This is a genomic window from Nocardia sp. IFM 10818 (assembly GCF_054655275.1).
In genome coordinates, this window is the sequence record NZ_BAAHJH010000001.1 from 6206474 (window position 1) to 6229611 (window position 23138).

Consider the following 23138-nt stretch of genomic DNA (forward strand, 5'->3'; position numbering starts at 1 on the left):
GCTGTCACGGCGTGACGATCGCGAAATTGGGGTCCGGTTTGTCGAAAAGCCCCTTCAGCTGGGCGAGTACGGCGATATCGCCGTCGACCTTGATATCGCCCTTGGCAATGGCGTCCTGCATGGTGCCGCCGCCGATCATGTTCTGGATGAACCCGCCGCGGGTGAGGGTGATGGTGGCGTCGGGGGCGGGCAGTCCGTCATCCGGCCAGCGGTCGTAGTGGATGAGAACGCCATTGCGCAGTTCCGCGCGGTGCACGCGATCATTGTCGTCGCTGAACTTCCAGTCCGTGGTCACCTTCGTGTCCCAGGCCTTGGGGCCGTTGACGAACAGTGAGATGGCGTCGAAGGCCTGATCCACGGTCAGCGCCGCCAGCAGGCCCTTGGAGTTCGCGGAGGTGGGCGTGCCGAAGGAGCCGTTACGCAGCTCGTACGCGCCGGACAGATAGAAGTTGCGCCAGGTGGCGCACTCCGAGCCGTAGCCGAGCTGTTCGAAGGCGCCGGCCTCCAGGTCTTTCGCCTTCTTGTTGTCCGGGTCGGCGAAGATCACGTAGTTCGTCAGTTGCACGGCCCAGCGGAAATCGGCGTCGTCGTAGGCCTTTTGCGCCTTCTTCAGCACCTCGGTCGCACCGCCCATGGCATCCACATGGCGCTTGGCGGATTCGACCGGCGGATGCTCCCACAGGTGCGCCGGATTGCCGTCGAACCAGCCCATGTAGCGCTGGTAGATGGCCTTCACATTGTGGCTGACCGAACCGTAGTAACCGTGTGTGTTCCACTGCTTTTCGAGTGCGGGCGGCATCCGCATGGCCTCGGCGATCTCGCTGCCGACCATGCCGGTATTGAGCATGCGCAGCGTCTGATCGTTGAGGTAGCCGTACAGATCCCGTTGCGTGGACAGGAAATCCACGATCCGGTCGGTGCCCCAGATCGGCCAGTGGTGCGAGGAGAACACCACATCCGATTGGCGCGCATACAGATTGATGGACTCGGTCAGGTACTTGGACCATACGTGCGGGTCTCGCACCAGCGCACCGCGCAGGGTGAGGATGTTGTGCAGGGTGTGGGTGGCGTTCTCGGCCATGCACAGGATGCGGCGGTCGGGGAAGTAGAAGTTCATCTCCGACGGGGCCTCGGTGCCCGGCGTGATCTGGAAGACCATGCGGACGCCGTCGATGACGTGCTCCTCGCCGGTCTTGGTGACCGATACGGTCGGATCGATGAGGGTGACCGTGCCGACGGAGGTGGTCTGGCCCAGGCCCGCGCCGATCTGCCCCTTCTCACCGCGCGGCAGGGCCGCGCCGTACATGTAGGCCGCCCGGCGCGCCATGGCGGTTCCGGCGTAGATGTTCTCCGAGACCGCGTGCTCGAGGAATCCGGCGGGGGCGACCACCGGGCACTTGCCCGCGGCCACGTCCTCCCGGGTGGTCACGCCCAGCGTGCCGCCGAAGTGATCGACATGCGAATGCGAGTAGATCAAGCCGGTAACCGGTCGGTTGCCGCGATGCTTGCGGTACAGCGCCAGCCCTGCGGCGGCGGTCTCGACCGAGATGAGCGGGTCGATCACGACGACGCCGGTATCGCCCTCGATGATGGTCATCTGCGACAGATCCAGCCCGCGGATCTGATAGAAGCCGGGCGCGACCTCGTAGAGGCCCTGCTTGATGGTCAGCTGCGACTGCCGCCACAGGCTCGGATTGGCCGAGGACGGGCAGGAACCCTGCAGGAACCCGTAGGAGTCGGTATCCCAGACCACCTTTCCTTTGTCGTCGGTGATCACGCCCGGTTGCAGCGCCTCGATGAAACCCCGGTCCGCATCGGCGAAGTCGGTGGTGTCGGAGAACGGGTACATATCGGCGACCTTCCGATTGGCTTCGGCAATGGCATCGGTCGGATCGGTCTGCGTGGCGGACGGACTCACCTCGTCCGATGACCCGCAGGCGCTCAGCGCGCCGCCCACGCCGACGGCGGCCAGTGCCGCCGCGCCGACGCCGAGCATGCCGCGCCGGGACACCCCGCCGGGCCGAGCTTTGTCCGAGTTGTCGATTTCTTCGGACTTGTCATCGAGGGCCACCACGCGCTCCTGTCATTGATCGAGCAGGTACACGCGAACCAGCCAAACACTGATTAGCTGAAAGTTCGCGATACGACACTCACCCTACCTTCTATTGCAGTAACACTGCAATAGTGATCGCAGGCGCGATCGGCGAACCCGCTCTCGCCCGGCCGCGGCGCGCTGTGATCGGATACGGATATGAGTGACGACGGCACGACAGCTCGCCGCCGCAGGCGCAATCCCGAGCAGACCCGCCAGGCGATCCTCGACGCCCTGATCGAGGCGCTGCAGGCGGGGCGGTACAACCCGACCGCCAAGGAGCTGGCCGCCGCGGCGGGCATCTCCGAGCGCAGTGTCTTCGTGCACTTTCCGGATCTGAACGAGCTGCGCATCGCCGCCGCGAGCGCACAATCGGACTATGTCGAGACACTGCTCGTGGCACCGGATCCCGCGCTGCCGCTGGAGCAGCGCATCGACGCCGTGGTGCGGCAGAGCGAGGCCGTCTTCACCGCGCAGCGCAATCCCCGCCCGCTGGGCTTACTGGAGTCCAAGACGATTCCGGCGGTCGATGAGCGAATGCGGCTGACCGACAAGCGAATCCGCGAGGCCCTGGCGAACGCGTTCGCGCCCGAGCTGACCCGGGACGGTACGCAGGACCGGGAGCTGCTCGATCTGGTGGAGGCCACCTCCACCTGGGCCTACCGCCATCAGCTGGTCGATCGGCGCGGGCTGTCGCAGCGCGCGGCCTCCGCGGCCATCGGCCGGGCGCTGCGAGCCCTGCTCGATCCGGATCGAGCTCAGCGCTGATCGGGTTCGACGCGCCTCAGATCTCCACCATCTGATGATCGGCGACCGAGCGGCTCAGGTAGCGCAGGTGGTCGCTGGAGTCACCGAGGGTGTGCTCGATGGCGGTCAGGCGCGCGGTGTAGTGGCCGACCGGGTATTCGGCGGTCATGCCGATGCCGCCGTGCATCTGGATGGCCTCCTGGCCGATGTGCCGGGCGGAGCGGCCGATACGCAGTTTGGCTCGTGAGGCCACGACCGGGTCGACGATGCCGTCGGCGAGGGACATGGAGGCGTACAGGCTCATACTGCGCGCCAGTTCCAGTGAGACGTACATATCGGCGGCACGCTGGGTGAGCGTCTGGAAGGTGCGCAGCGGGACGCCGAATTGCTTGCGGGTCTTCAGGTATTCGGCGGTGAGCCGCAGGGACTCCTCCATGCAGCCGACGGCCTCGGCGCACAGGGCGGCCTGGGCGATGGCAATGGCGGCGGTGACGGCATCGGTGGCGTCGACGGGTTCGCCGAGGGGTTCGGCGGCTGCGCCGTCGAAGGCGATGTCCGCGCCGCGCAGCCCGTCGTGGGTGGCGAAGCCGGTGCGGCGCACGCCGGGGCCGGCCGGATCGACCAGGAACAGGCCGAGGCCGTTCTCCGACTGGGCGGTGACGATCAGCAGATCGGCGCAATCGCCATGCGGGACCGGGTGTTTGCGGCCGGTGAGCGTCCACGTCTCGCCGTCGCGAACAGCCTGGGTGGCGCCCGCGGCGGCGGGCCAGCGCAGGCCGGGCTCGGCGTGCGCGAAGGCCAGGCGCAGCTCGCCCTCGGCGACCTTGGGCAGCAGTTCCTTGCGCTGGGCGTCGGTGCCGGCGCGGGCGATGAGGCCGCCCGGCAGCAGGGCGCAGTCCAGCAGCGGTTCCGGCGCCAGGCGGCGGCCGAGCTCGGTCAGCACCAGCATGGCCTCGATGGGGCCCGCGCCCATGCCGCCGTCCGCTTCGGCGAAAGTCAGTCCGAGCAGGCCGATTTCGGCGAAGGTGCGCCACAGCTGCGGGTCCCAGCCCAGTTCGGTGCCGACGATTTCGGTGCGGCGCTCGGGGGTGTAGCCGCGGGCGAGCACGTCACGCACCGTGTCGCGCAGCATTTCCTGTTCAGTCGTGAGATCGAAATCCATGGCACTGCCTCACAATCCGAGGATCGTCGAGGCGATGATGCTGCGCTGCACCTCGTTCGATCCTCCGTAGATCGATGTCTTGCGGTAGTTCAGGTAGGTGGCGGTACTGCGGCGCGCCCAGTCCGGGTTCGACCCGTCCTCGCGGGCCAGGGAATCCGGTCCGGCGATATCGACGAGCAGTTCGGTGACGGCCTGCTGGAGTTCGGTGCCGCGCAGCTTGAGGATGGACGACACCGGATTCGGCTTGCCGTCGGCGGAGCCGGCGGCCACGCGCAGCTGCACCAGTTCCAGTGCCAGCAGCTCGTTTTCGAGCTCGGCCAGGCGAGCGGCGAACAGCGGATCGTCCAGCAGGGTCTGCTCGCCCAGCCGGGTCTGCTTGGCGTGCTCCTTGGCCAGCCACAGCCGGACCTTGGTCTGGCCGACGGCGGCGATGCCGGTGCGCTCGTTGCCGAGCAGGAACTTGGCGTAGGTCCAGCCCTGGTTCTCCTCGCCGACGAGCTGATTCGCCGGAACCCGCACGTTCTCCAGGAAGACCTCGTTGACCTCGTAGCCGCCGTCGATGAGTTCGATGGGCCGCACGGTCACGCCCGGGGTGTCCAGCGGAAACAGCAGCATGGAGATGCCGGCCTGCTTCTTGACCGCCGGATCGGTGCGCACCAGGCAGAACATCCAGTCGGCGTGCTGCGCCAGCGTGGTCCAGGTTTTCTGGCCGTTGACGATGTAGGAGTCGCCATCGCGCACCGCGGTGGTGCGCAGCGAGGCCAGATCCGAACCGGCCTCCGGCTCGGAAAAGCCCTGGCACCACCAGATGTCGAGGTTGGCGGTCGCGGGCAGGAAGCGCTCCTTCAGCTCCTGCGAACCGAAGTGCGCGATTACCGGGCCGATCATGTTGGCATTGAAGGTGAGCGGCTCCGGCACCGAGGCCAGCTGCAGTTCGTCGTGCCAGATATGGCGCTGTACCGGCGTCCAGTCCCGGCCGCCCCATTCGACCGGCCAGTTCGGCACGGCCAGCCCGTGCGCATTGAGGATGCGCTGACTGGTGACGATGTCCTCCCTGCTCAGGTGCTGCCCGTGCCGGGCGCGATTGCGGATCTCGGCCGGAATCTCGTTCCGGAAGAAGGCGCGGAGCTCGTCACGGAACGCGAGCTCGTCGTCGGTGAGCGCCAATTGCATGCGTTGACCTCCAGTTTCGTTCGACCGGGACACAGCCGGGCGGTGACCCCGTCGATGGCGAATATGATACATAGAAGGTCCAACGTCTCAAATACCCTTATACGATGAGATCGACAGAAGGGAGCATCCGTGCCGAACAGCGACCCCACGCTCGGCGTCGGGGACCTCGTCGCCCGCCGGCACCGGGAGGGCAGCAGGCCGGGCCGCCGCACCGACGGCCATCGATTGGCCCTGGTCATCGAGGGCGGCTCCGCGCGCGGCGCCTATTCACACGGCATGGCCATCGGGCTGGAAGAACTCGGCGTGCTCACCTGTTTCGATGCCGTCTACGGGGCGTCGGCCGGTGCGCTCAACGGCGCGTGGCTGCTCTGCGGGCGGGCCGGAATCGCCCGCCGGGCCTGGAATCCCGAGGTGATCAATCGCGTCATCTCCCCCGCGCGCGCCCTGCGCGGCGGCATCGTGGTCGACACCCGCTATCTGGTGCACACCGTCTACGAGCGCATCGTGCCCATGGATTTCCCGGCCATCCTGGCCAATCCGATCACCTTCCACCCCATGGCCACCGATGCCGACACCGGTGCGGCGGTGGATCTGCATTCCGGGCTCGCCGATGTCCCCGCGGTCCAGGCCGCGCTGCGCGCCACCACCTGCCTGCCGATCCTGGCCGGGCGGCCGGTGCGCATCGGCGGTCGTCGCTACGTCGATGCCGGGCTCTCCGAATCCGTGCCCATCCGAACGGCATTCGCACAGGGCGCCACCCGGGTGCTGGTGCTGCGCACCCGCCGGGCGAATGAAACCTCGCGCCCGCCTTCGGGATTGGAGAGCCGCGTGGTCGCCCGCTTCCTGGCCCGGCACGCGCCGGGCACCGTCGAGATCTGGCTGTCGCGCTCGGATCGCTATCAGCGCGACGAGCGCGAATACGCGACCGATCCGGCGGTATTGCAGATCCGCCCGCCGCACGGCGCACCCGATATCGGGCGCGTGGCTCGCGATCACGGCGTGCTGAGCCAGGCCCTGGAACTCGGCCGCGCGGCCACCGCCCGTGCCCTGGCCCCCTTCCTGACCCCTATGCTTTCCGCGTGAGCAGTGGCGTGGGGACCAGGACACCGGGGCGGCCGGCCTCGGCCAGTCCGGAGGATGTACTGAAGGCCGCCACCGCGGTATTCGTCGACGGCCAGCGCATCGACGTGAACGCCATCGCCACCCAGCTCGGCGTCAGCCGCGCCAGCGTCTACCGCTGGTTCGGCTCGCGCGACGGACTCGTCGGGGCGGTGCTGAGCCGCCAGCTCGAACGCATGGTGGCGCACACCGACCGCCGCTGCCGCAGCACCGGTGAGAAGCGCCTGGAGGAGGTGCTCAACACCACCGTGCAGTGGCTGGTCGACCACGATTCGCTGCGCACCTATTTCGACAACGAGTCCACCGCCGCGCTGCGCATGATCACCCGCAGCGACGGTCCGGTGCACCAGGCCGCGGTGGCCATGGTCGAGCGGCTCATCGAAAGCGCCGAGGCGCAGGGCTATCGGCCGCCGATCGAACGCGGCACCCTCGCCTACGCGCTGGTGCGGCTCTGGGAGGCGTTCCTCTACAACGACGCCGTGGCCGGATTCCGCGGCGATGTCGAGCGGCTGCGCCAGGTTCAGACCGCATTGCTGCGGGCCTGAGCGGACTCCGCTCGAAACACGGTCCGTCTCGGAAAGCGCCTCGGGTCGAAATAGCCGATCCATAGCTATGCTCCGGTGCAGCCATCCGACGAATGGAGAGCGACGTGCGGGAACCTCAGGTGACGCGGCGCGCGATGCTGGGCATGAGCGCCGCGGTCGTGACGGGCCTCGCTCTGGCCGCCTGCGGCTCGGACGACGAACCGAGTTCGTCCGGCGGCACGTCCGATGATCCGAAAGCCATTGCCGCCGACGCCTATACGTTCGGATACCCGCTGGTGCTCATGGACGCCACCCATGCGGCGCTGGGCACCACCAACCAGTTCGTGAACTCCACGACCCTGCCCACCCCGGCCGACCGGCTGCTGGTGCGGATGAATCTGGACACGCTCTACTCGCAGGCCTGGCTGGACCTGCGCGACGGGCCGCTGGTGCTGCAAGTGCCCGATATGGCCGATCGGTACTGGCTGCTGCAGATCCTGGACGCCTGGAGCAATACCCGGCAGAACCCGAGCAGCCTGCATCCGCGGACGGCGTCCGGGGTCCAGGCCCCGCCCTACACCTACCTGGTGGCCGGGCCCGGCTGGTCGGGTCCGGTGCCGGACGGGATGACCCGGCTGGATGTGCCGACCAATAGCGCCTGGGCAATCGGCCGTATTCAGGTCAACGGCCGCGAGGACGTGCCGCGGGTGCAGGAGCTACAGGATCGGCTGAAATTGGTGCCGCTGAGCGCCTGGTTGCGCGGCGAAACCGATTCCCCCGGCCGCCCGCTCGTCCCGGACCCGGGGCAGACGCCGCCGCCCGCACAGGTCGCCGCCATGGACGGCCCCACCTTCTTCGATCGCATGTGCGCGCTCATGGCCGCCAATCCGGCCGCGCCCGCGGATGCTCCCGCGCTGGAGCGATTCGCGACGATCGGCATCAAACCCGGTGCGACGACCGCGGGGCTCGCCGCGGAGGTGCTGAACGACGGTGCCGCGCACGCGAAATCGGAGATTCCGAAGTACGACGATCCCAGGACCAAGAAGGAGAACGGCTGGACCTTCTCCGCCGATCTGGGCGCCTACGGCACCAATTACGCGCTGCGCGCCCGGACCGCTATGCAGGGGCTGGGCGCGAATCTGGCGCAGGATGCGGTGTACCCCAGCATTTTCGGCAAGGCCGATGACAACGGCCAGGAAGTCCGCTATCGCCTGCACTTTCCGGCGGGGCAGCTGCCGCCGGTGGACGCCTTCTGGTCACTCACCGCCTATGACGCGAACAGCTATCTGGTGCCCAACGCGGCGGGCATCTACGCCATCGGGCACGAGGTGCCGATCGTGGTCAATTCCGATGGCACCGTCGATATCGCGGTGCAGAACGACGATCCGGGTATCGCTGTGCCCCAGGGCAATTGGCTGCCGATCCCGGAATCGGGAAACTTCTCGCTCACCATGCGGCTGTACGGGCCGAAGCAGGAGGTGCTCGACGGCGGCTGGAAACCACCGGCGCTCACCCCTGCTCGCTGACAGGCGTCGCCTCAGGCGAGACCCCAAGCCTTCAACAGGTAGGTGACGTTGGCGGCGAGAGCGGTCACCGAGTTCGCCAGGTCGAGCGCGGCGGAACCGAGGTTGATGATCGGCATAGCGTTCTACTTTCGATTCGGAGGCACAAGCGCCTTCCACCGTAGTTACGCGCGCTAACGACCTGCACCGTGAATCGACTCACCCTCGCCGGAGGCTATGGCCGGGCCCACAACTCGGCCGCTCAGCGGATGCCGGGCGTCGCGGGATCGGAACCGAAGCAGCCGACGACGTAACAGCCGGGCGGCCAGTCCGAGACGGGCGGGGCGAGCGGCTTGTCGAGGCAGGTCAGCAGGCCGCAACCGGGATAGGCCATGGGGCCCAGGCCGAGAGCGGCGAAGGTGGCGTCCGGATTCGAAATCTGCGGATCGGCCAGGCTGATATCGGGTTTCTGCTGGTAGGGGCCCGGATCGGCGAGCGTGGGCACGCGGAAGGACGCCTCCAGGGCGCGCAGCACCTCGTGCGGGAAGCTGACCGCGCTGCCCGGGACCGTGATGCCGGTCCAGCTGACCATGAGGCCCAGGCTAGGGACGATGATGTTGTCTTGGCGCATCATTCCCGACATCTGGATCGCATCGGCGGGCAGGCCCGGAAAGCCCGAGGCGCAGTCGGGGCCGTTGACCACGAACAGGAAGCCGTAGCAGTCATTGGCGGCGGTGGCGGTCGTGGTGGCCTCGGCCAGATAGTCCGCCGAGATCACCCGGGTGCCGTTCCAGTCGCCGTGGTTCATGACGAGCAGGCCCAGCTTGGCGAAGTCGTCGGGCGGGAGCACGAGATGGGCGTAGCCGTAGGTGTTCCCGCTGCGGTCCCGGGCCCAGTAGTAATCGGTCTCCGGAATGCCCAAGGGCTCGAAGAGGTTTCGTTGCGCGAAGGCTTGAAAGTCTTCTCCGACGGCCTGTTGCACCACATAGGCGAGCAGGTCCACGGCCCGCTGGCTGTACTGCCACGTGGTGCCCTGCTCGTAGGCGATCGGCATGGCGACGGCCTGGGCCACCACATTCGGATCGAGTTGTATCAGACCGGTGACGCCCTCCGAGGCGACCGCGACCTGCATGCCCGAGGTCTCGGTGAGCAGGCTGCGCACGGTGATCGCGCGATGCGCCGCATCACCCAGGCCCGCGGGCAGATAGCGGTCGATGGGATCGTCGACGCGCAATCGGCCCTGGTCCACCGCGATGCCGGCCACCATGGCCACCACGCTCTTGGTGCTGCTCCACATGTTCCACGGCATGCCGCCGGCGCGGTCATTGGTCGGGCCCTCGGCGATCAGGCAGTTGTTGCGGTACACCGAGAAGGTGAAGCGGGTGCGGTCGGCGGCGAATTCGGTCGCCTTGCGCAGGGCCGCCGAATCCAGGCCCACCTCTTCGGGTGTCGCCCGCTGCGGCTCCCGCCCGCTGCTGACCTCGCACCATTTCAGCCCATCGGGTGCGGCCTGCGCCGCGGGCATGACGACCAGCATCATCGCCGCCGCGAGCGCCGCCACCGATAGGCCCGCCAACCATCGAAACACCCAGTCCTCCTCTGCCGCACTTCCGTTCGACTCATCGGCAGTCTCGGGCACTCGTTATCGATTCGTAGCCCCCGAATTACAGGGGCGAAAGTTTCCGGGGCGGGTCCGTGACCTCGGTTTCCCCAGCTTCTGAGTACATAATTTTCTGAATACAGAATCTGATGTACTGTCTGTCCCGTGGACACGCTCCTGCACATCGACGCGCTCAGCCGGTTCGGTCATGCGCTCTCCGACTCGACCCGGACCCGCATCCTGCTGCGGCTGCGCACGGGTCCGAGTTATCCGTCCGACCTGGCCGATCACATCGGCGTCTCCCGGCAGATCCTCTCCAATCACCTCGCCTGCCTGCGTGGTTGCGGGCTGGTGGTGGCGGTGCCGGAAGGGCGGCGCAGCCGCTACGAACTGGCCGATCCGAAGATCGGCCACGCGCTCGCGGATCTGCTCGGCCTGGTGCTGGCCGTGGACCCGAACTGCTGCCCCGACGCCGCGTCGGACGGGTGCTGCTGATGAGCGCGCCCTCGGGCATGCCGTCCATCGCCGGACCATCGCCGCGGCGGCGCGCGGTGCTGGCCCGGCGCATCCGGCTGCTGGTCGCCGCGACCATCGCCTACAACGTCGTCGAGGCGATGATCGCGCTCGCCGAGGGAACCCGCGTATCCTCCACCGCGCTCATCGGTTTCGGCCTGGACTCGGTGATCGAGGTGTCCTCGGCGGCCGCGGTGGCCTGGCAGTTCTCCGCGCGCGATCCGCAGCGGCGCGAGCGAATCGCCTTGCGCGTCATCGCGTTCTCGTTCTTCGCGCTGGCGCTGTACGTGAGCGTCGACGCCGTGCGGTCGCTGCTCGGCCTCGGGGAAGCGCGGCACTCCCCCATCGGAATCGCCTTGGCCGCGGTGAGTCTGGTCGTCATGCCGGTGCTGTCGTGGGCGCAGCGCCGGGCCGGGCACGAGTTCGGTTCCGCCTCGGCGGTCGCCGATTCCAAGCAGACGCTGCTGTGCACCTATCTGTCGGCGGTGCTGCTGGCGGGTCTGCTGCTGAACAGCCTGCTCGGATGGTCGTGGGCCGATCCGCTGGCCGCGCTGGTCATCGCCGCCATCGCGGGCAAGGAGGGCCTGAATGCCTGGCGCGGCGACCCCTGTTGCGCCACACCGCCGCTCGGCGCCGCCGCGGCCGCGGACGACTGCGCCTGCTGCGACTGATCAGCCCGCGGTCTCGAGCCGCCACTCCCGCCCGATCTGGCGCAGCAGCACGGGACACACCAGCGCGTATCGCCGCGCATTCATGCGCTGACGCGCGAGCAAGTGCGGCGGCTGCTGACCGGCGTCACCGCGGATTTCGATCCGGGGCGCCTGCGCCACGCGGTGCACACCGTGTTCGGGCAGTCCCCGCTGGTCGATCCCCGGCTCCAGCGGGTGCTGTACGCGCTCGGCGAGAATGCCGAGATGGACGAGCTGGCCGATCGCGTCGGGCTCTCGCCGCGCCGGCTGTCCGCCGAACTGCTCGGCGGTCCGCTGGTGAAACTCCGCCGCTGGCATCGGCTCCGCGAGGCCGGTCTCCAACTGCCCTTCCTGCCGGCCGCCGAGGTCGCGGCCCGCACCGGCTTCACCGACCAGCCGCATCTCATTCGCACCATGGTCGCGCTGTGCGGGCGCACCCCCACCTCGAGTGCGGTGCACTGGCGCTGAGACTTGCCGGGCGGGTGGGCGGCATGGCTAGGGTGGGTGCGAGGGATTCGCTCTAGGAACCGCTGGAGGTACCGTGCACGTGATTCGCCGACTCCTGTTCGTCCTGCTCGCGCTGGCCGGATGCGTCGCGCTGACGCTGCCCGCGGCGCAGGCCACGCCGACGGTGAATCTCGACGATGCCACGGCGCGCAAGCTCGACGAGGCGCTGGCGGCCCGGGCGGGAGCGGGCGGCGTGAGCAAAGGGGAGCTCGCCGAGGTGGTCTCCCGGCAGTTCCTGGGCACGCCGTATGTCGCCAATATGCTCGTCGGCTCGGCGAATCAGCCCGAGCAGCTGGTCATCGACTTCCGAGGGCTGGATTGCTTCACGTATCTGGATTATGTGGCGGCGCTGAGCAAATCGAGTGATCGCGCGCAGTTCGTGCAGAACGTGGTGCAGCAGCGGTACGTCGACGGGCAGATCGATTTCGCGCATCGCAAGCACTTCTTCACCGACTGGGCGCACACCTCCCCGGTCAATGCCAGGGACATCACGGCCACGCTGAGCCCGCACGCGGTGACGGTGGACAAGGCGCTCAATGCGAAGGGTGACGGCAGCGCCTACCTGCCGGGTCTGCCGGTCGTGCAGCGCGGCATCACCTACATCCCGAGCCGGTACGTCGATCAGAACCTGGTCGGCCAGCTGCGCAATGGCGACTTCATCGGCGCCTACACCGACCTGCCCGGCCTCGATGTCACCCACACCGGATTGTTCGCGATGACCGCCTCCGGCCCGGTGTTCCGCAATGCGTCGTCCTTGGCCGCCAATAACAAGGTCGTGGACTCGCCGTTCTTCGACTATGTGAATTCGGTGCCGGGCATTGTCGTGCTCCGCGCCGAGTGATATCGGACCGAGCGTCAGTTTCCGGGCAGCGGGATATCGGCTTTGAAGCGCGGGCCGGGCGAGAGGCCGCGGAGGACGGCGCTGGTCCAGGCCACCGCGGGCGGCCAGCCCGCGACGGCGTTCACCACGTGTTCCGGTAGCGGCATGGTGTAGAAGCGCAGATCCGCGCCCCGGTTCCAGTAGTCGTTGACCGTCGGCAGTACCGCGGAGGTGGGGATCAGCTCGTCCCAGATTCCGTGCCACCAGAAAATGGGCGTATCCGGGATGTGCTTGCCCAGGCTGTTGTCCCGGAGAACCTGCATGACCGCCGGGGATGCCTCCAGGGATTTGCCCGGCTGGAAATAGGCGCTGATCGGGCGGTACATGCCGGTGGGGGCGATGGTGAGGACGCAGCGGCTGCGGAAATCGTCGAGGATGGCTTGGCCTTCCTCGGTCAGCAATTCCTCGGCATTGAAGGCGTCCGGGTATTCCCGGGACAAGGCGGCGAAGCCGAGCCACATGGTGAAATTGCTGATTCCGGTGAGGCCGGGCTGTTGCTGGATCGCGAAGCGGGCCTGCTCCACCAGATTGGCGGGCATACCGCCGATCGCGGTGCCGAGGAGTTGGACGTCGGGGGCGTAGGTTCGGCGGAGTTCGGCGGCGCGAATGGAGCCGGAGCCGCCGCCGGAGTAGCCGTAGAGGGCGATGCCGGAATTGGTCAGGCCCAGGCTGGGTTCGTTTTTCATGGCGCGGAGGCTGTCCAGCACCATCTTGCCTTCGTCGTAGGTATTGAAGGTATTGAACTTCCCGTCGAAGTCGGGGACGTTGATGGCGAAGCCCTGCGCCAGCCAGTATTGCGCCAGCGCGCTTTCCTTCATGGTGCCGACCTGCAAGGTATAGGACGGATTGCAGGAGGAGTCGGTGGAGTCGATGGCCTCCTGGAAGGAGACCACGGGGCGCGGGCTGCCGATCCACGGAATGCCCGGGGTGATCACCGAGGTCGCGGTGGCAATGGGGTTTCCGTGCACGTCCTCGCTGCGGTACAGCAGCTGTCTGGTGTCGACCGGGAACGGAATGCCGAGCAGCCGGGTCTGCACCGAGCGGGTGCGGATGATCTGGCCGGGTGCATACGATTCCAGGTCCGCCGGATCGTCGTACCACGGATCCTCGTCGGGAACCGGAATCGGCAGCGCGTCATAGAGCTGGGGCTCGGACGGCAGCTGCGGCAATTGATTCTGATCCGGCGGGAACACCGGCAGCGGATCCGCGACGGCGAGGCCACCGCCCGCCAGTGTCACGCACAGTGCGGTCACGGGAGTCGCAACCCATCGGCAAAGCCCCGACGCTTTCACCATCTGTCTCCATTTCGGCGAGGGCGTCGCCATTGACGCCCATACGAATCGGATATCAGTACACCGCGTGGCGTGCGTCACCCGTATCCGGAATTCGACAGACTTTCGGCGGCGCGTTTGGTCGAGTGCATAAATCCCGGCGCGATTCCGCCGATCGGTCAGCGCGCGTCGACGGTGGCGAACCCGGCCCAGACCAGCGGTGAATGCGCGATATCGCCGTTCTCCCGCCAGATCGACAATTGGGTGCGCTGCCAGTCGTTCATTGCGCCGACCGGGTCCGGGGACTCGTGGGCGGCATCGATCGCGCACACCGCCTGCTGCAGCGGGCGGCTGTCCGGCCTTGCACCGCCGAAGCGCTGCAAGGCCAGATCGGTGGGCAACGGCCAGCGACCCGCGGTCACAAGCTCCGCGCCCCCGGTGAGCATGGCGGCCACCAGGCCGAGCGGTTCGCCGAAGCGCAGATCGCCGCCGCTCTCGCAGGCGATGAGCGCGACCCGGCTCGGAATCGGCCAGAGCGCCGGGCCGCTGCGGGGATCATCGGACAGCGTGTGCGTGCCCAGCAGCAGATCCCGCGCGGACAGTGGGCGGTGGTCGCGCTGCGCGGGTGCGAAGCCCACGGTGTCCGCCGTGCACGCCAAATGCAGTGTGGCCGACTCACTCCGGCCCGACGCCGGCGCCGCCGCCGTCACATGGCCGACGTAGAGCAGCCGAGACGCCCCCGCCCGCAATGCTTCCCCGAGCCACGCCCGATCCACATCGGTGCGCCGGAAGGCCGCGACCGGATCGTCCACCCGCGGCGCCAACCGCTCCGCACCGGCGTACTCGGCCACTCGCACAGCCAGAGGCGCGGCCGAGTCCATCCGGCCGAGCACCGATCCGAGCGCGGAATCGGCGCGAAACCCCGGAATGCGCGGGTCCAGCACGGCGACCACCGGCAACTCCCGGGTCCGCTCCCAGGACCGGCCGATCCGCGCGGGCGCGTGCACGATCCCCGTCGGCGCGAGCACGCTCACATCGGCGATATCCACCAGCCGCAGTCCGGGATCCGGGGCGATCAGCTCCCACGGAATCTGCGCCACCCGCGGTGACGGCTGAATACGCAAGTGCGGCCGCACACCCCGCACAGAGAGCTCGTGCAGCTGCTCGGCCAGCCTGTACGGCAGGAACGCCGCCGAAAGCGCCTGCGCCAGCTCATGTTCCGCCTTATAGGAAGCCAATTCGCCAGTACCGAGCGCGGCTTCGAGCCCGCCGGGCACTCCGGGCGCGGGCAGCGCGGCCCCGAATCGCCGCACCACCTCCTCGGCCTGCGCCTCGGGCACTACGCCCACACCCGCCGCGGCACTGTCATCCACCCAGCGCCAGGTGACGTACAGATCCCCGGCATCCGCCATCCGCACCAGCGCGGTGGGCTGCTCAGCAGTCATCGTCGGACCTCCCGAGTAAGTACCTGGTCTGCGGTTCTCCGCGCCATTCCGGTGCGGGCTCTCCGCGCCATTCCGGTGCGTCCTCTCGTCATTCCTGCGCGTCTCTCGTCATTCCGGCGCGCTTTTGGCCGGAATCCACCGCGCCGTTGGAGATCCCGGCCAAAAGCATGCCGGGATGACGAGGCGGCATGTCGGGATGACGAGGAAACGCGCGGGGACGACGAGGAAACGCGCAGGGACGACGAGGGAGACTGCCGGGACGACGAGGGAGGCTGCCGTCTGCGCCGATCATGCGGGGATCACTCGGTTGTCGCGCAGTGGGCGGCCGTAGCGGTGTTCGGCGGCGGTGATCCAGTCGTCGAGGGCTATGTGCTCGCCGGGGGTGATGGCGATGCGGGGCGGGAGGGTGACCGGTAGGCCCGCGCTCGCGGCGACGGCGGCCAGGGCGGTGCCGAGTTGCAGGGCTGCGGGGAGGGGGGCGAGGTTCGGTTCGGGCGGGGTTGGGGGGTTGAGGGTGTCGTACGGGAGGCCGGGGGCGGTCAGGCGGTCGAGGTCCAAGGTGGTTCCCGCGCAGATTGTTTCGATGAGGTCGGCGAGCAGGCGGGCGTCGGCGGCCAGGTGGGCGTAGCGGAAGGCCAGGCGCAGGGCCGGGTCGGCCATGCGGCGGTTCCAGTTCTCGCGCTGGGCGCCGTCGGGGAGTTCGTAGCGGACGGCGTCGAGGGCGAGGGCCGCGGGGACGGCGAGGTCGAGCGCCCGCGGCAGGAGGGCGGGGGTGTTGTCGAGGAGAGGTTCGAGGAGGCCGGCGTGCCAGAAGTCGAGTTGGGCGCAGTGCAGGCCGAGGCCGCGGTCGGCATAGGTGCGGCGGGCGGCGGCCAGTTCGGCCTCGCCGGTGGCGTGGTCGCCGACGATGCACGCCACGGTGGCCAGGCGGACGCGGACGTCGGCGGCGTCGATTTCCGCACCGGACTGCTCGAAACGTTCCAGGGCCTGGCGGTATCGGGTGGTCGCCGTGCGGGCATCCTGCCGGTGTTCGGCGATGAAACCCATGACTTTCCAGCCGATTCCGGCGCGGTAGGCCAGGCCGGCCGCCTCGAAGTAGTCCTGGGAGGCGGTCAGCGGTGGTTCGGCTGCGTCGAAACGGCCGCTGCGGGTGTGCATCAGGGCGAGGTTCTGGCGGGTTTCGGCACTGCCGTCGAGGTCGCCGGCGGCGTCGAAGGCCTCGAGGGCCCGGCCCGCGAAATCCTCGGCGAGATCCCAGCGGCCGGTCTCGAAATGCGCGGCGGCCAGGTTCATCAAGGGATGACCGGCTTGTTCGGGTGCGAACAGCGTTGCCGCGTCCAGGGATTCGTTCGCCAATTCGATGGCGCGCGCCCACTGGTGCCGGTGCAGCGCTATGGCCGTCGCCGAGACGCCGCAGGCGAAGCGCAGATCGCCGGGGGCGTCGTCGGCGGCCAGCCCGGTCCGGGCCTGTTCGAGCACCTCCTGGGCGGCATCCAGGTCACCGAGGTGTTGCAGGGCCTGTGAGAGGCCGATCAACGCCCCGGGCCGCATGCGGGGTGCGTGGGCGGGCATCTGCCCCAGGGCTTCCCGGAATCTGGCCACCGCCCCGGCGTGATCACCGGAGTGGTCGGTCACCACCGCGGCATTGACCAGGGCGGCCACCCGCACGTCTCCGGTGGCCGCGCGCGCCGCATCCTCGAAGATGCGCAGGGCCGCACCGAGATCGCCGCGCGCCATGGCGTCGGCCCCGGCCCGCATCAGATCCCAGCCGGGCTCGGGCTCGCTCGTCGTCTCCGTCACCTCAGAAGTCCGAATCCTCCGCGGCGGCCGCGATCTCGGCGAGCAAGGGCGCGTCCGGAGCCTCGGCATCGGTCGCGGTACCGGCCGCATGGTGCAGGCGCGCGGCGGCGAATTCCCGGATCCGGCGGCGCAGTTCGGTCGCGGCCGGGTCCGGATCGGCGGGGACGCCGAAGCCGGGCAGGTGAATGTCCACGTGCACGGCGGTCGCGGACGGCACCACGGCTTCCCCGGTCCACGCGCCACCGGCGAGCTCCAATCCGGTCTGCTCTTCTCCCCCACTGGTTTCGATGCGCGCCCAGGGCCGCAGGTACGCCGGTACCGTGGCGGGCGCTCCGGGCGCGGCGACGGCGCTGACCGCGACCGTGGTGACTCCCGCATCGCGAATCACCTGCCAGGACACGGCCCGTTCGGAGGCGTCGAGCAGGCGCGGCGGGCAGCGCCGCCAGTCCCAGCCGCCGCTGCCCCGGGCCAGCACCAGCGCCCCCGGGTGGGCTTCGTCACCGGCGGCGAGGGCGTAATCGGCGGCGCGGGGGAAGGATTCGACCAGCGCGGTCACGGTCGGCACGATGGCGTCGGCGCCGTCGACCAGGTATTCGCACTCGGTGGTGAGGGCGGCGATGTCCTGATCGAGCAGGACCGGATCGAGCGCCGGGATTCCGTCCAGCGTGGAGGCGGGCCACCATTGGGATGCCCAGTGCGCGTACGCGAGTCGCCGGGCGCTCGCCGCCAGGGCGGGCAGCGCCGGCGCGGCCGTCAGCTCGGTCATGCGGCCGTCGTCCAGGGCGAGGGCGACGGGTTCGCCGTAGACGGCCCACACCCATTCCTGGGCCTGGTCGGTGTCGTGGATGACGGCGGCCGGAATCGGCTGTCCGGCCAGCACATTCCAGGTGAGATGCCCGCCCGCCACTTCGAGGACCATCACGTCCACGTCGGCGGTGGCGTCGAGCGCGGTGGGCGCGCCCGGCGGGGCGACGACCCGCAGGCCGTCGGCGTACTGCTGAATCAGCACAGTCGAATTCGTCATCCTGCCCTCGATTCCATCGGATCGAGTTCCGTTGTTCCCGGATCGCCCGCCACGGCCGGAGCCGTGGCGGCCAATGCCTTCTTCACCCGCTGGCGGTGGTCGAGAATGACCGACCGGGCCACGCCGTCGAGCACATCCCACAGTTCATCCGGTGTGAACACCGGCATATCGCGCACATCCCGGCCGTGCAGGCGCGGCCACAGCCGCCGTAGGTAGGGCCGCCACGGCACCCGCAGCTCGGCGGCGATGGCGGCCAGTGGTCCCGCATCCTCCGGCGCGTTCTCGCGCACGGTCATCCGGCGGGCCTGCAGCGCATAGGCTTCCCGCTGCCACCGGCCATTGACAATGCGCGCGGCCGCCGAATTCGACGCCGAGCCGTCGGCCGGTCGCAATTGCACCGCGAGCGCGACCCCGGCGGCGGCCGCCACCCGCAGCGATTCGTCCAGCAGCGCCCACGGCGCGCAGGCGCGCGCGATTTCGGCGGTCACGAGCTCGGGAATCGGCGGCAGCTCGGCGCGTTCGCTGGAAGCCTGCAGCACGGTGAACACCCGCTCGTGGATGGTGCGGTCGAACGGCAGGCTCAGGCCCGCCTTCGATGCCGAGGCGCCGACCGCGGGCGGCTGCGGCCGCGGATGCAGGGTGAGACCGAGCCGCTGCGCATTGTCGGTCTGCCACAGCCCGATTCCGATATGGGTGCCGACCAGCGCCGTCACCAGCTCGTCGAGCTCGGTGTCGCCGGCCGGTTCGCCGAATCGTCCCGCCGCGCAGGCGTCCAGCAGATCGGCCAGCGCGGCACTGTGATCCGGGGTGTCGGTGAGCGGCCGCCGCCGCCAGGCGGTGCCGATGAGCGCGGTTAGTTCGCGCGTGCGCTGCGGATCGGCCAGGTATTCCTTGAGGGCCTGCGTGGTGCGGCCCGCGGTCAGATCGTGGATCTCGCGCAGTGCGGCCTCGGCCGCGGCCCGATCCCGCATGAGATCCGGCATTCCGGACACGGTGGCGAGTTCGAAGCAGCGCTGGAAGTACAGATCCTGGGCATTGCCCTCGGTGATGCGCAGGGCCCGCCGCGTCTGCTTGAGCAGCGTGAACCAGGCGGCGGTCGCGCGCAGCACATCGGCGGCGGCGTGAATCCGGGCCGCCAGCAGCGTCGCCCCGTCCGCGCTCAGGATCGATCCGGCGCACAGGGGATGCTGCACCGGCCGGATCACCAGCGGATCCAGGATCAACTTCACCGTGCGCCGCAGTGGCCCGCCGTGTGGTCCGCTCAGCGCGTCCACACCGTCGAGGCGGCGCCAGACCTCATCCAGCACCATGGCCCGCGGTCGTCGCATTCGCCCAGGTTAGCGGAGTTTCCGGGTGCCGCGCGCGGCGAAAGTTGGGATCGGTAGGACGATCACCGATTCCTACTGTTCCGGCATCGGCTCCACCGGGAAGCCGAACGGACCAGAACGAGGAACCATCATGAACACCACGTCGATTCGCCTGACCGCCGCCGTCGCCGCCGCCTCCGCCGTCGCCCTGCTGGTGACGGGCTGCGGTGACAATTCCGGCAGCAAGCCCGCCACCACCGCCGCCACCTCGGCCGCTCCGGCGCCGGGCAGCACCGGGCCCGGCGCTGCCGAGCCGGCGGGCAAGTCGTCCGCCACGGTGGACGGCAAGGCGCTCACCGCCAAGTTCGAGACCACCTGCGTCGAGCAGGCGGGCACGCTGGCACTGGCCTTGACGGACACCGCCAATGCCACCTACGGCGAGCTCGCGGTGAGCGCGACCGTATCCGGCGACACCGTGCAGGCGGTCGGCATCGCCGGCAGCAAGGGCGGCGAGAACGGCCTGCCGTACGCGCTGGGCTTCGGCAATGGCATGCCGGGCGGTTCGGCCAAGGTCGTCAAGTCCGGCACCACCTACACCGTCACCGGTGAGGGCGTGGGCACGCCCGACCTCACCAATCCGCTGGCCGGGGCCAAGAACTCGACCTTCGAAATCACCTTCGCCTGCAGCGGCATCATCGGCGGCTGATCCCGCCCCGCCCCGCTCATGCCGTACGGCATGAGCGGGATTCCCCCTCTCCACCACATCGGCTCTCCCACCACTGATTTCGAGGACATCATGAAAACCCGCATCCGCGCCGCTGCTCTCGCCTTTCTCGCCGTCTCCTTCGGCTACTACTTCGTGCACATCCTGCTCTCCGACGACATGTTCGCCTGGGCGGGCTGGCAGATGGCGCCGCCGATCATCGCGATCACCTTGGTGCCCTTCGCTTTCGCCTTCACCGGCGACAGCATTCTGTCGGCGCTGACCGGCGCCAACAGCGCCGAGTTCCGGGATGGCCTGATCGGCATCGGCACGGTCGAATCCTTCCGGAACACCGGCGTCACGCTCAATGATCAACCGCAGGTGCGCATCGAATTCCGGGTCGAGGGCGCGGACGGCAAGACCTTCCCCTCGCACGCCACGATGATCGTCCCGCTCACCGAGCTGGCCCTGCTGCGCCCCGGCGTGGTGCTGCCGGTCCGCTACCTCCCCGGCCGCACCGACCGCGTCGAGGTCGACCTGTCCGGCGACACCTCGGCGGCGCAGCAGGCCATGAACGCGGCCATGATCCGCAAGGGTTTCACCACCCCCGCCAAGCTCGATATCGCCGAGCGCGGCATTCCCGCCCAGGCCGTGGTCCGCTCCCTGTCGGTCCCCGGCGAGATCCGCGACGGCCACACCCGCCTGGACCTGATCCTGCTGGTCACCCGCCCCGACGGCAGCACCTTCGAAACCCACACCGAGAAGTTCCTCCCGCCCGTCGGGGTCTCCCAGGTCCAGATCGGACGGGTGGTGCAGGTCCGCTATCTGCCCGAGAACGAGCAGGAGGTGGTGCTCGTCCTGGCTGCCAACGCGTCCATTCCATAACTCCCGCACCATCTTCCGATCACCCGAGAAGGCCGGACCCGTACACCCCGGGTCCGGCCTTTGGTCGTGATGATGGCCGGATCTCGGTCTATCCGGTCAGCCGCCAGCCCCGCGCGCGTTCGCGTTCGCGCCAGAAGTCCTGGTAGCGGCCGGGTTCGGTGAGCAGGGTGTGATGGGTTCCGCGCTGGGTGACGGCCTCCAGCCGCTGCATGGGCCCGGCCCAGGCGCTGAGGAAGCGGGCGAGGTCGTCGCCGGCGCGGCGATAGCGATCCTGCGCCCGCCCGGCCTGGCCGAAGGCCTTCACCACCGCGATGCCGTCGACGTACTCGACCACCGCGGCATTGACCTTGTCCAGCGCCGCGGTCCACCGCCGCATCTGCACTTCCTCGTCGCGCATCATGAATACGTTGATGGCGAACCAGAGCGCCAGGGGCGCAAGGCATATCAGAGCCAGGCGCCAGTCGAGCAGGAACAGGTACACCAGGGTCACGACCGGGAAGATCACCGCGGCCACCAGATCATTGAGCGCGTGGGCCACCACGTGGTGCACCGCGGCCACGTCATCGGACAGCGCCCGCTTCACCCGCCCGGAGCTGCGTTCGGTGAACCAGCCCAGCGGCACCCGGCCCAGCCGCGCGGCCATCTCGCGCCGAATCCGCAGGCCGACATCGGCATCCGCGATATGACCGAGGGTGTAGGCGGCGCCCGAGCAGGCGGTCCGCAGTGCGAATCCGGCCACCGCGACCATTACCCACAGCCACACCGCACCGCGATCGGCCGTTGTGCCGGTGAGGAATTCGCGCGCGATCTCGACCACGGCGAGATAGGGAGCCAATCCGGCGAGCGCCGCGACCGCCTGCAGTCCGGCTGCCACGGCCAACCGCCCGCGCACGGGTGCGAGCACCACGCCCAGTCCGGAGCCCTTGGTGGGCGGCGATTCCTCGACGACCGGGACCTGATCCATAACCGCTGTACTCATGAGCTCTCCACAGACGTATTAGATCACTGTTCTAATTTTGAGGCTACAGCGGAGTTCGCGGTGCCGGCAAGGGTGCGCGGGGTCGGCTCAGCGCTGGGCGGAACCTGCGGATTTCAATGCGTGCAGCCGGGCCTCGAGCCCGTCGAGCACACGGTCGAGGGCATAGCGGCAATACTCCCGGCGCGCGGCCGCGACCGCTTCGGCATCGCCGGTGAAGCGTGCGGCCAACTCTCGCATGCGCTCGGCTCCGGGCCCGGCTTGCGGATGGGTTTCGATCGTGCGCTGCAGGCCGGTCAGCCCGGTCTCGCCGCTGTCGACAGGCTGATCACCCAGCGCGATCAATCCGAGGCAGGTATTGAAGGCCACCGAGTAAGCGTCGGCCGCCTCGTCGCCCCATCCGGCCTCGATCATGCGGGTGACCCCCGCCTCCATGACCGGCACCAGGCCCTCGGTCTGCGGGCCGTTGCGCAGCAGCCAGGCCGCGACTCCCGGATAGCGCGCCAGCTCGTCGATCATCGGCGACAGCACGCCGGAAATCTGTCCCCGCCAATCGGTTTCCTCGATCGGCAGCGCCATGTCGGCGTAGATCCGGTCGACCACCGCCGCGCACACCCGGCCCCGATCGCCGACGTGGTGGTAGATGACCGACAGCGAGGTGTCCAGCCGGCCGGTGAGATCGCGCATGCTCCACCCGTCGATCCCGCGCTCCGCGGTCAGCGCCACGGCGGCCTCGACGATCATGTCGCGCGACAAGCCGGTGCGGTAGGCGCGCCTGGGAGCTTTGGACATTCCGCTGACCTCATCTTTCGCCGAGGAATTGGAACACCTATCCAACACTAGCCCGATCCCGCACTCGCCTGCGGCACCGGCGATCTCGGTGTATACCTGGGCGTGGGGGCCGGGCGGCTCGACGGTGATTCGGGCCGGAGCGAAATCCGCTGACCGGGCGCGGGACAACGAGGAATCCGACTGTGATCTACCAGCACAATGATCGGCCCGGCGACCGGGCGGGGGCGGACAACACTACCACTGCGAACTCCACAGCGGCGACCGCGGACACGAGTCCGGGGGCCGCGCCCACAGACCCCGCGACCGCGCCCACGGACTCCGCGACCGCGACCACGGGTCCGGGGACCATGACCACGGGTCCGGCGACCGCACCGACGGGTTCGGCGGCCCCGGACACAGCTTCAGCGACTTCGCACACCGCTTCCGC

Annotated in this window: 21 protein-coding genes; 10 read left to right on the forward strand and 11 right to left on the reverse strand. The window is 69.0% G+C overall.

The features are described from left to right. Window positions 1-4: 4 nt before the first annotated feature. Window positions 5-1849, reverse strand: coding sequence for an alkyl/aryl-sulfatase (locus ACYQ5L_RS28905; RefSeq protein WP_459963573.1), 1845 nt, complete (start codon window positions 1847-1849; stop codon window positions 5-7). Between the two features lie 402 nt (window positions 1850-2251). Here ACYQ5L_RS28905 and ACYQ5L_RS28910 point away from each other — a divergent pair, with 402 nt between their 5' ends. Further along, window positions 2252-2860: a TetR/AcrR family transcriptional regulator gene (locus ACYQ5L_RS28910; RefSeq protein ID WP_459961388.1), complete on the forward strand. Its 609-nt coding sequence runs from the start codon at window positions 2252-2254 to the stop codon at window positions 2858-2860. Window positions 2861-2876: 16 nt separating this feature from the next. On the opposite strand, the gene ACYQ5L_RS28915 is transcribed toward ACYQ5L_RS28910, so the two are convergent. Both ACYQ5L_RS28915 and ACYQ5L_RS28920 read right to left on the reverse strand, forming a co-directional pair. Then, entirely contained in the window at window positions 2877-4001 is a 1125-nt protein-coding gene (locus ACYQ5L_RS28915) for an acyl-CoA dehydrogenase family protein (protein WP_459961389.1), read from the reverse strand. Window positions 4002-4010: 9 nt separating this feature from the next. Then, on the reverse strand, window positions 4011-5174 hold the full coding sequence (locus ACYQ5L_RS28920; RefSeq protein WP_459961390.1) for an acyl-CoA dehydrogenase family protein: 1164 nt from the start codon (window positions 5172-5174) through the stop codon (window positions 4011-4013). 129 nt (window positions 5175-5303) lie between these two features. On the opposite strand from ACYQ5L_RS28920, the gene ACYQ5L_RS28925 reads away from it, so the two are divergent. The 3 genes from ACYQ5L_RS28925 (at window position 5304) to ACYQ5L_RS28935 (ending at window position 8343) form a co-directional block, all read left to right on the forward strand. Then, complete coding sequence (locus tag ACYQ5L_RS28925) at window positions 5304-6257, forward strand: patatin-like phospholipase family protein (RefSeq protein WP_459961391.1); 954 nt, start codon at window positions 5304-5306, stop codon at window positions 6255-6257. Then, window positions 6254-6838 carry a TetR/AcrR family transcriptional regulator gene (locus ACYQ5L_RS28930; RefSeq protein WP_459961392.1) on the forward strand — a complete coding sequence of 195 codons (585 nt, stop codon included), beginning with the start codon at window positions 6254-6256 and terminating at the stop codon, window positions 6836-6838. The genes ACYQ5L_RS28925 and ACYQ5L_RS28930 overlap by 4 nt, the downstream gene beginning before the upstream one ends. Window positions 6839-6942: 104 nt before the next feature. Continuing rightward, window positions 6943-8343 (forward strand): DUF1254 domain-containing protein, encoded by a 1401-nt coding sequence (locus tag ACYQ5L_RS28935; protein ID WP_459961393.1) that lies wholly within the window; start codon window positions 6943-6945, stop codon window positions 8341-8343. Window positions 8344-8581: 238 nt separating this feature from the next. Here the strand turns inward: ACYQ5L_RS28935 and ACYQ5L_RS28940 are convergent, their stop codons facing one another. Further along, complete coding sequence (locus ACYQ5L_RS28940) at window positions 8582-9907, reverse strand: serine hydrolase domain-containing protein (protein ID WP_459961394.1); 1326 nt, start codon at window positions 9905-9907, stop codon at window positions 8582-8584. Window positions 9908-10084: 177 nt separating this feature from the next. On the opposite strand from ACYQ5L_RS28940, the gene ACYQ5L_RS28945 reads away from it, so the two are divergent. From ACYQ5L_RS28945 to ACYQ5L_RS28960, 4 genes are all read left to right on the forward strand, one after another. Beyond that, window positions 10085-10414 (forward strand): ArsR/SmtB family transcription factor, encoded by a 330-nt coding sequence (locus ACYQ5L_RS28945; protein WP_459961395.1) that lies wholly within the window; start codon window positions 10085-10087, stop codon window positions 10412-10414. Continuing rightward, on the forward strand, window positions 10414-11103 hold the full coding sequence (locus ACYQ5L_RS28950) for a cation efflux transmembrane domain-containing protein (protein ID WP_459961396.1): 690 nt from the start codon (window positions 10414-10416) through the stop codon (window positions 11101-11103). The genes ACYQ5L_RS28945 and ACYQ5L_RS28950 overlap by 1 nt, the downstream gene beginning before the upstream one ends. A 102-nt stretch (window positions 11104-11205) precedes the next feature. Beyond that, on the forward strand, window positions 11206-11589 hold the full coding sequence (locus ACYQ5L_RS28955; protein ID WP_459961397.1) for a helix-turn-helix domain-containing protein: 384 nt from the start codon (window positions 11206-11208) through the stop codon (window positions 11587-11589). A 73-nt stretch (window positions 11590-11662) separates the two neighbouring features. Further along, entirely contained in the window at window positions 11663-12469 is an 807-nt protein-coding gene (locus ACYQ5L_RS28960) for a DUF1460 domain-containing protein (RefSeq protein WP_459961398.1), read from the forward strand. A gap of 14 nt (window positions 12470-12483) precedes the next feature. On the opposite strand, the gene ACYQ5L_RS28965 is transcribed toward ACYQ5L_RS28960, so the two are convergent. From ACYQ5L_RS28965 to ACYQ5L_RS28985, 5 genes are all read right to left on the reverse strand, one after another. Beyond that, a complete protein-coding gene (locus tag ACYQ5L_RS28965; RefSeq protein ID WP_459961399.1) occupies window positions 12484-13761 on the reverse strand; it encodes a lipase family protein in 1278 nt (425 codons plus the stop codon). Window positions 13762-13958: 197 nt separating this feature from the next. After that, on the reverse strand, window positions 13959-15224 hold the full coding sequence (locus tag ACYQ5L_RS28970; RefSeq protein WP_459961400.1) for a CHAT domain-containing protein: 1266 nt from the start codon (window positions 15222-15224) through the stop codon (window positions 13959-13961). Between the two features lie 288 nt (window positions 15225-15512). Continuing rightward, window positions 15513-16982 (reverse strand): tetratricopeptide repeat protein, encoded by a 1470-nt coding sequence (locus ACYQ5L_RS28975; protein WP_459963574.1) that lies wholly within the window; start codon window positions 16980-16982, stop codon window positions 15513-15515. Between the two features lie 43 nt (window positions 16983-17025). Further along, window positions 17026-18048, reverse strand: a complete 1023-nt coding sequence (locus tag ACYQ5L_RS28980) for a hypothetical protein (protein ID WP_459961401.1) — start codon at window positions 18046-18048, stop codon at window positions 17026-17028. Beyond that, entirely contained in the window at window positions 18045-19358 is a 1314-nt protein-coding gene (locus tag ACYQ5L_RS28985) for a hypothetical protein (RefSeq protein ID WP_459963575.1), read from the reverse strand. The genes ACYQ5L_RS28980 and ACYQ5L_RS28985 overlap by 4 nt, the downstream gene beginning before the upstream one ends. Window positions 19359-19506: 148 nt before the next feature. Here ACYQ5L_RS28985 and ACYQ5L_RS28990 point away from each other — a divergent pair, with 148 nt between their 5' ends. Continuing rightward, entirely contained in the window at window positions 19507-20061 is a 555-nt protein-coding gene (locus ACYQ5L_RS28990; RefSeq protein WP_459961402.1) for a lipoprotein LpqH, read from the forward strand. Window positions 20062-20151: 90 nt separating this feature from the next. Further along, window positions 20152-20943 carry a hypothetical protein gene (locus tag ACYQ5L_RS28995; RefSeq protein ID WP_459961403.1) on the forward strand — a complete coding sequence of 264 codons (792 nt, stop codon included), beginning with the start codon at window positions 20152-20154 and terminating at the stop codon, window positions 20941-20943. 88 nt (window positions 20944-21031) lie between these two features. On the opposite strand, the gene ACYQ5L_RS29000 is transcribed toward ACYQ5L_RS28995, so the two are convergent. Further along, the gene (locus ACYQ5L_RS29000) at window positions 21032-21922 is read right to left on the reverse strand and encodes an ABC transporter transmembrane domain-containing protein (RefSeq protein WP_459961404.1); all 891 of its coding nucleotides are present in this window, start codon (window positions 21920-21922) and stop codon (window positions 21032-21034) included. Window positions 21923-22009: 87 nt separating this feature from the next. Beyond that, on the reverse strand, window positions 22010-22711 hold the full coding sequence (locus ACYQ5L_RS29005; RefSeq protein ID WP_459961405.1) for a TetR/AcrR family transcriptional regulator: 702 nt from the start codon (window positions 22709-22711) through the stop codon (window positions 22010-22012). Between the last annotated feature and the right edge of the window lie 427 nt (window positions 22712-23138).

Excerpts from the sequence above, each read along its gene's own strand:
- ACYQ5L_RS28905 (WP_459963573.1), bottom strand. The coding sequence starts at position 1,849 with ATGTACCCGTTCTCCGACACCACCGACTTCGCCGATGCGGACCGGGGT.
- ACYQ5L_RS28910 (WP_459961388.1), top strand. The coding sequence starts at position 2,252 with ATGAGTGACGACGGCACGACAGCTCGCCGCCGCAGGCGCAATCCCGAG.
- ACYQ5L_RS28915 (WP_459961389.1), bottom strand. The coding sequence starts at position 4,001 with ATGGATTTCGATCTCACGACTGAACAGGAAATGCTGCGCGACACGGTG.
- ACYQ5L_RS28920 (WP_459961390.1), bottom strand. The coding sequence starts at position 5,174 with ATGCAATTGGCGCTCACCGACGACGAGCTCGCGTTCCGTGACGAGCTC.
- ACYQ5L_RS28950 (WP_459961396.1), top strand. The coding sequence starts at position 10,414 with ATGAGCGCGCCCTCGGGCATGCCGTCCATCGCCGGACCATCGCCGCGG.
- ACYQ5L_RS28970 (WP_459961400.1), bottom strand. The coding sequence starts at position 15,224 with ATGACTGCTGAGCAGCCCACCGCGCTGGTGCGGATGGCGGATGCCGGG.
- ACYQ5L_RS28975 (WP_459963574.1), bottom strand. The coding sequence starts at position 16,982 with ATGCGGGCCGGGGCCGACGCCATGGCGCGCGGCGATCTCGGTGCGGCC.
- ACYQ5L_RS28980 (WP_459961401.1), bottom strand. The coding sequence starts at position 18,048 with ATGACGAATTCGACTGTGCTGATTCAGCAGTACGCCGACGGCCTGCGG.
- ACYQ5L_RS28985 (WP_459963575.1), bottom strand. The coding sequence starts at position 19,358 with ATGGTGCTGGATGAGGTCTGGCGCCGCCTCGACGGTGTGGACGCGCTG.
- ACYQ5L_RS28990 (WP_459961402.1), top strand. The coding sequence starts at position 19,507 with ATGAACACCACGTCGATTCGCCTGACCGCCGCCGTCGCCGCCGCCTCC.
- ACYQ5L_RS28995 (WP_459961403.1), top strand. The coding sequence starts at position 20,152 with ATGAAAACCCGCATCCGCGCCGCTGCTCTCGCCTTTCTCGCCGTCTCC.
- ACYQ5L_RS29000 (WP_459961404.1), bottom strand. The coding sequence starts at position 21,922 with ATGAGTACAGCGGTTATGGATCAGGTCCCGGTCGTCGAGGAATCGCCG.
- ACYQ5L_RS29005 (WP_459961405.1), bottom strand. The coding sequence starts at position 22,711 with ATGTCCAAAGCTCCCAGGCGCGCCTACCGCACCGGCTTGTCGCGCGAC.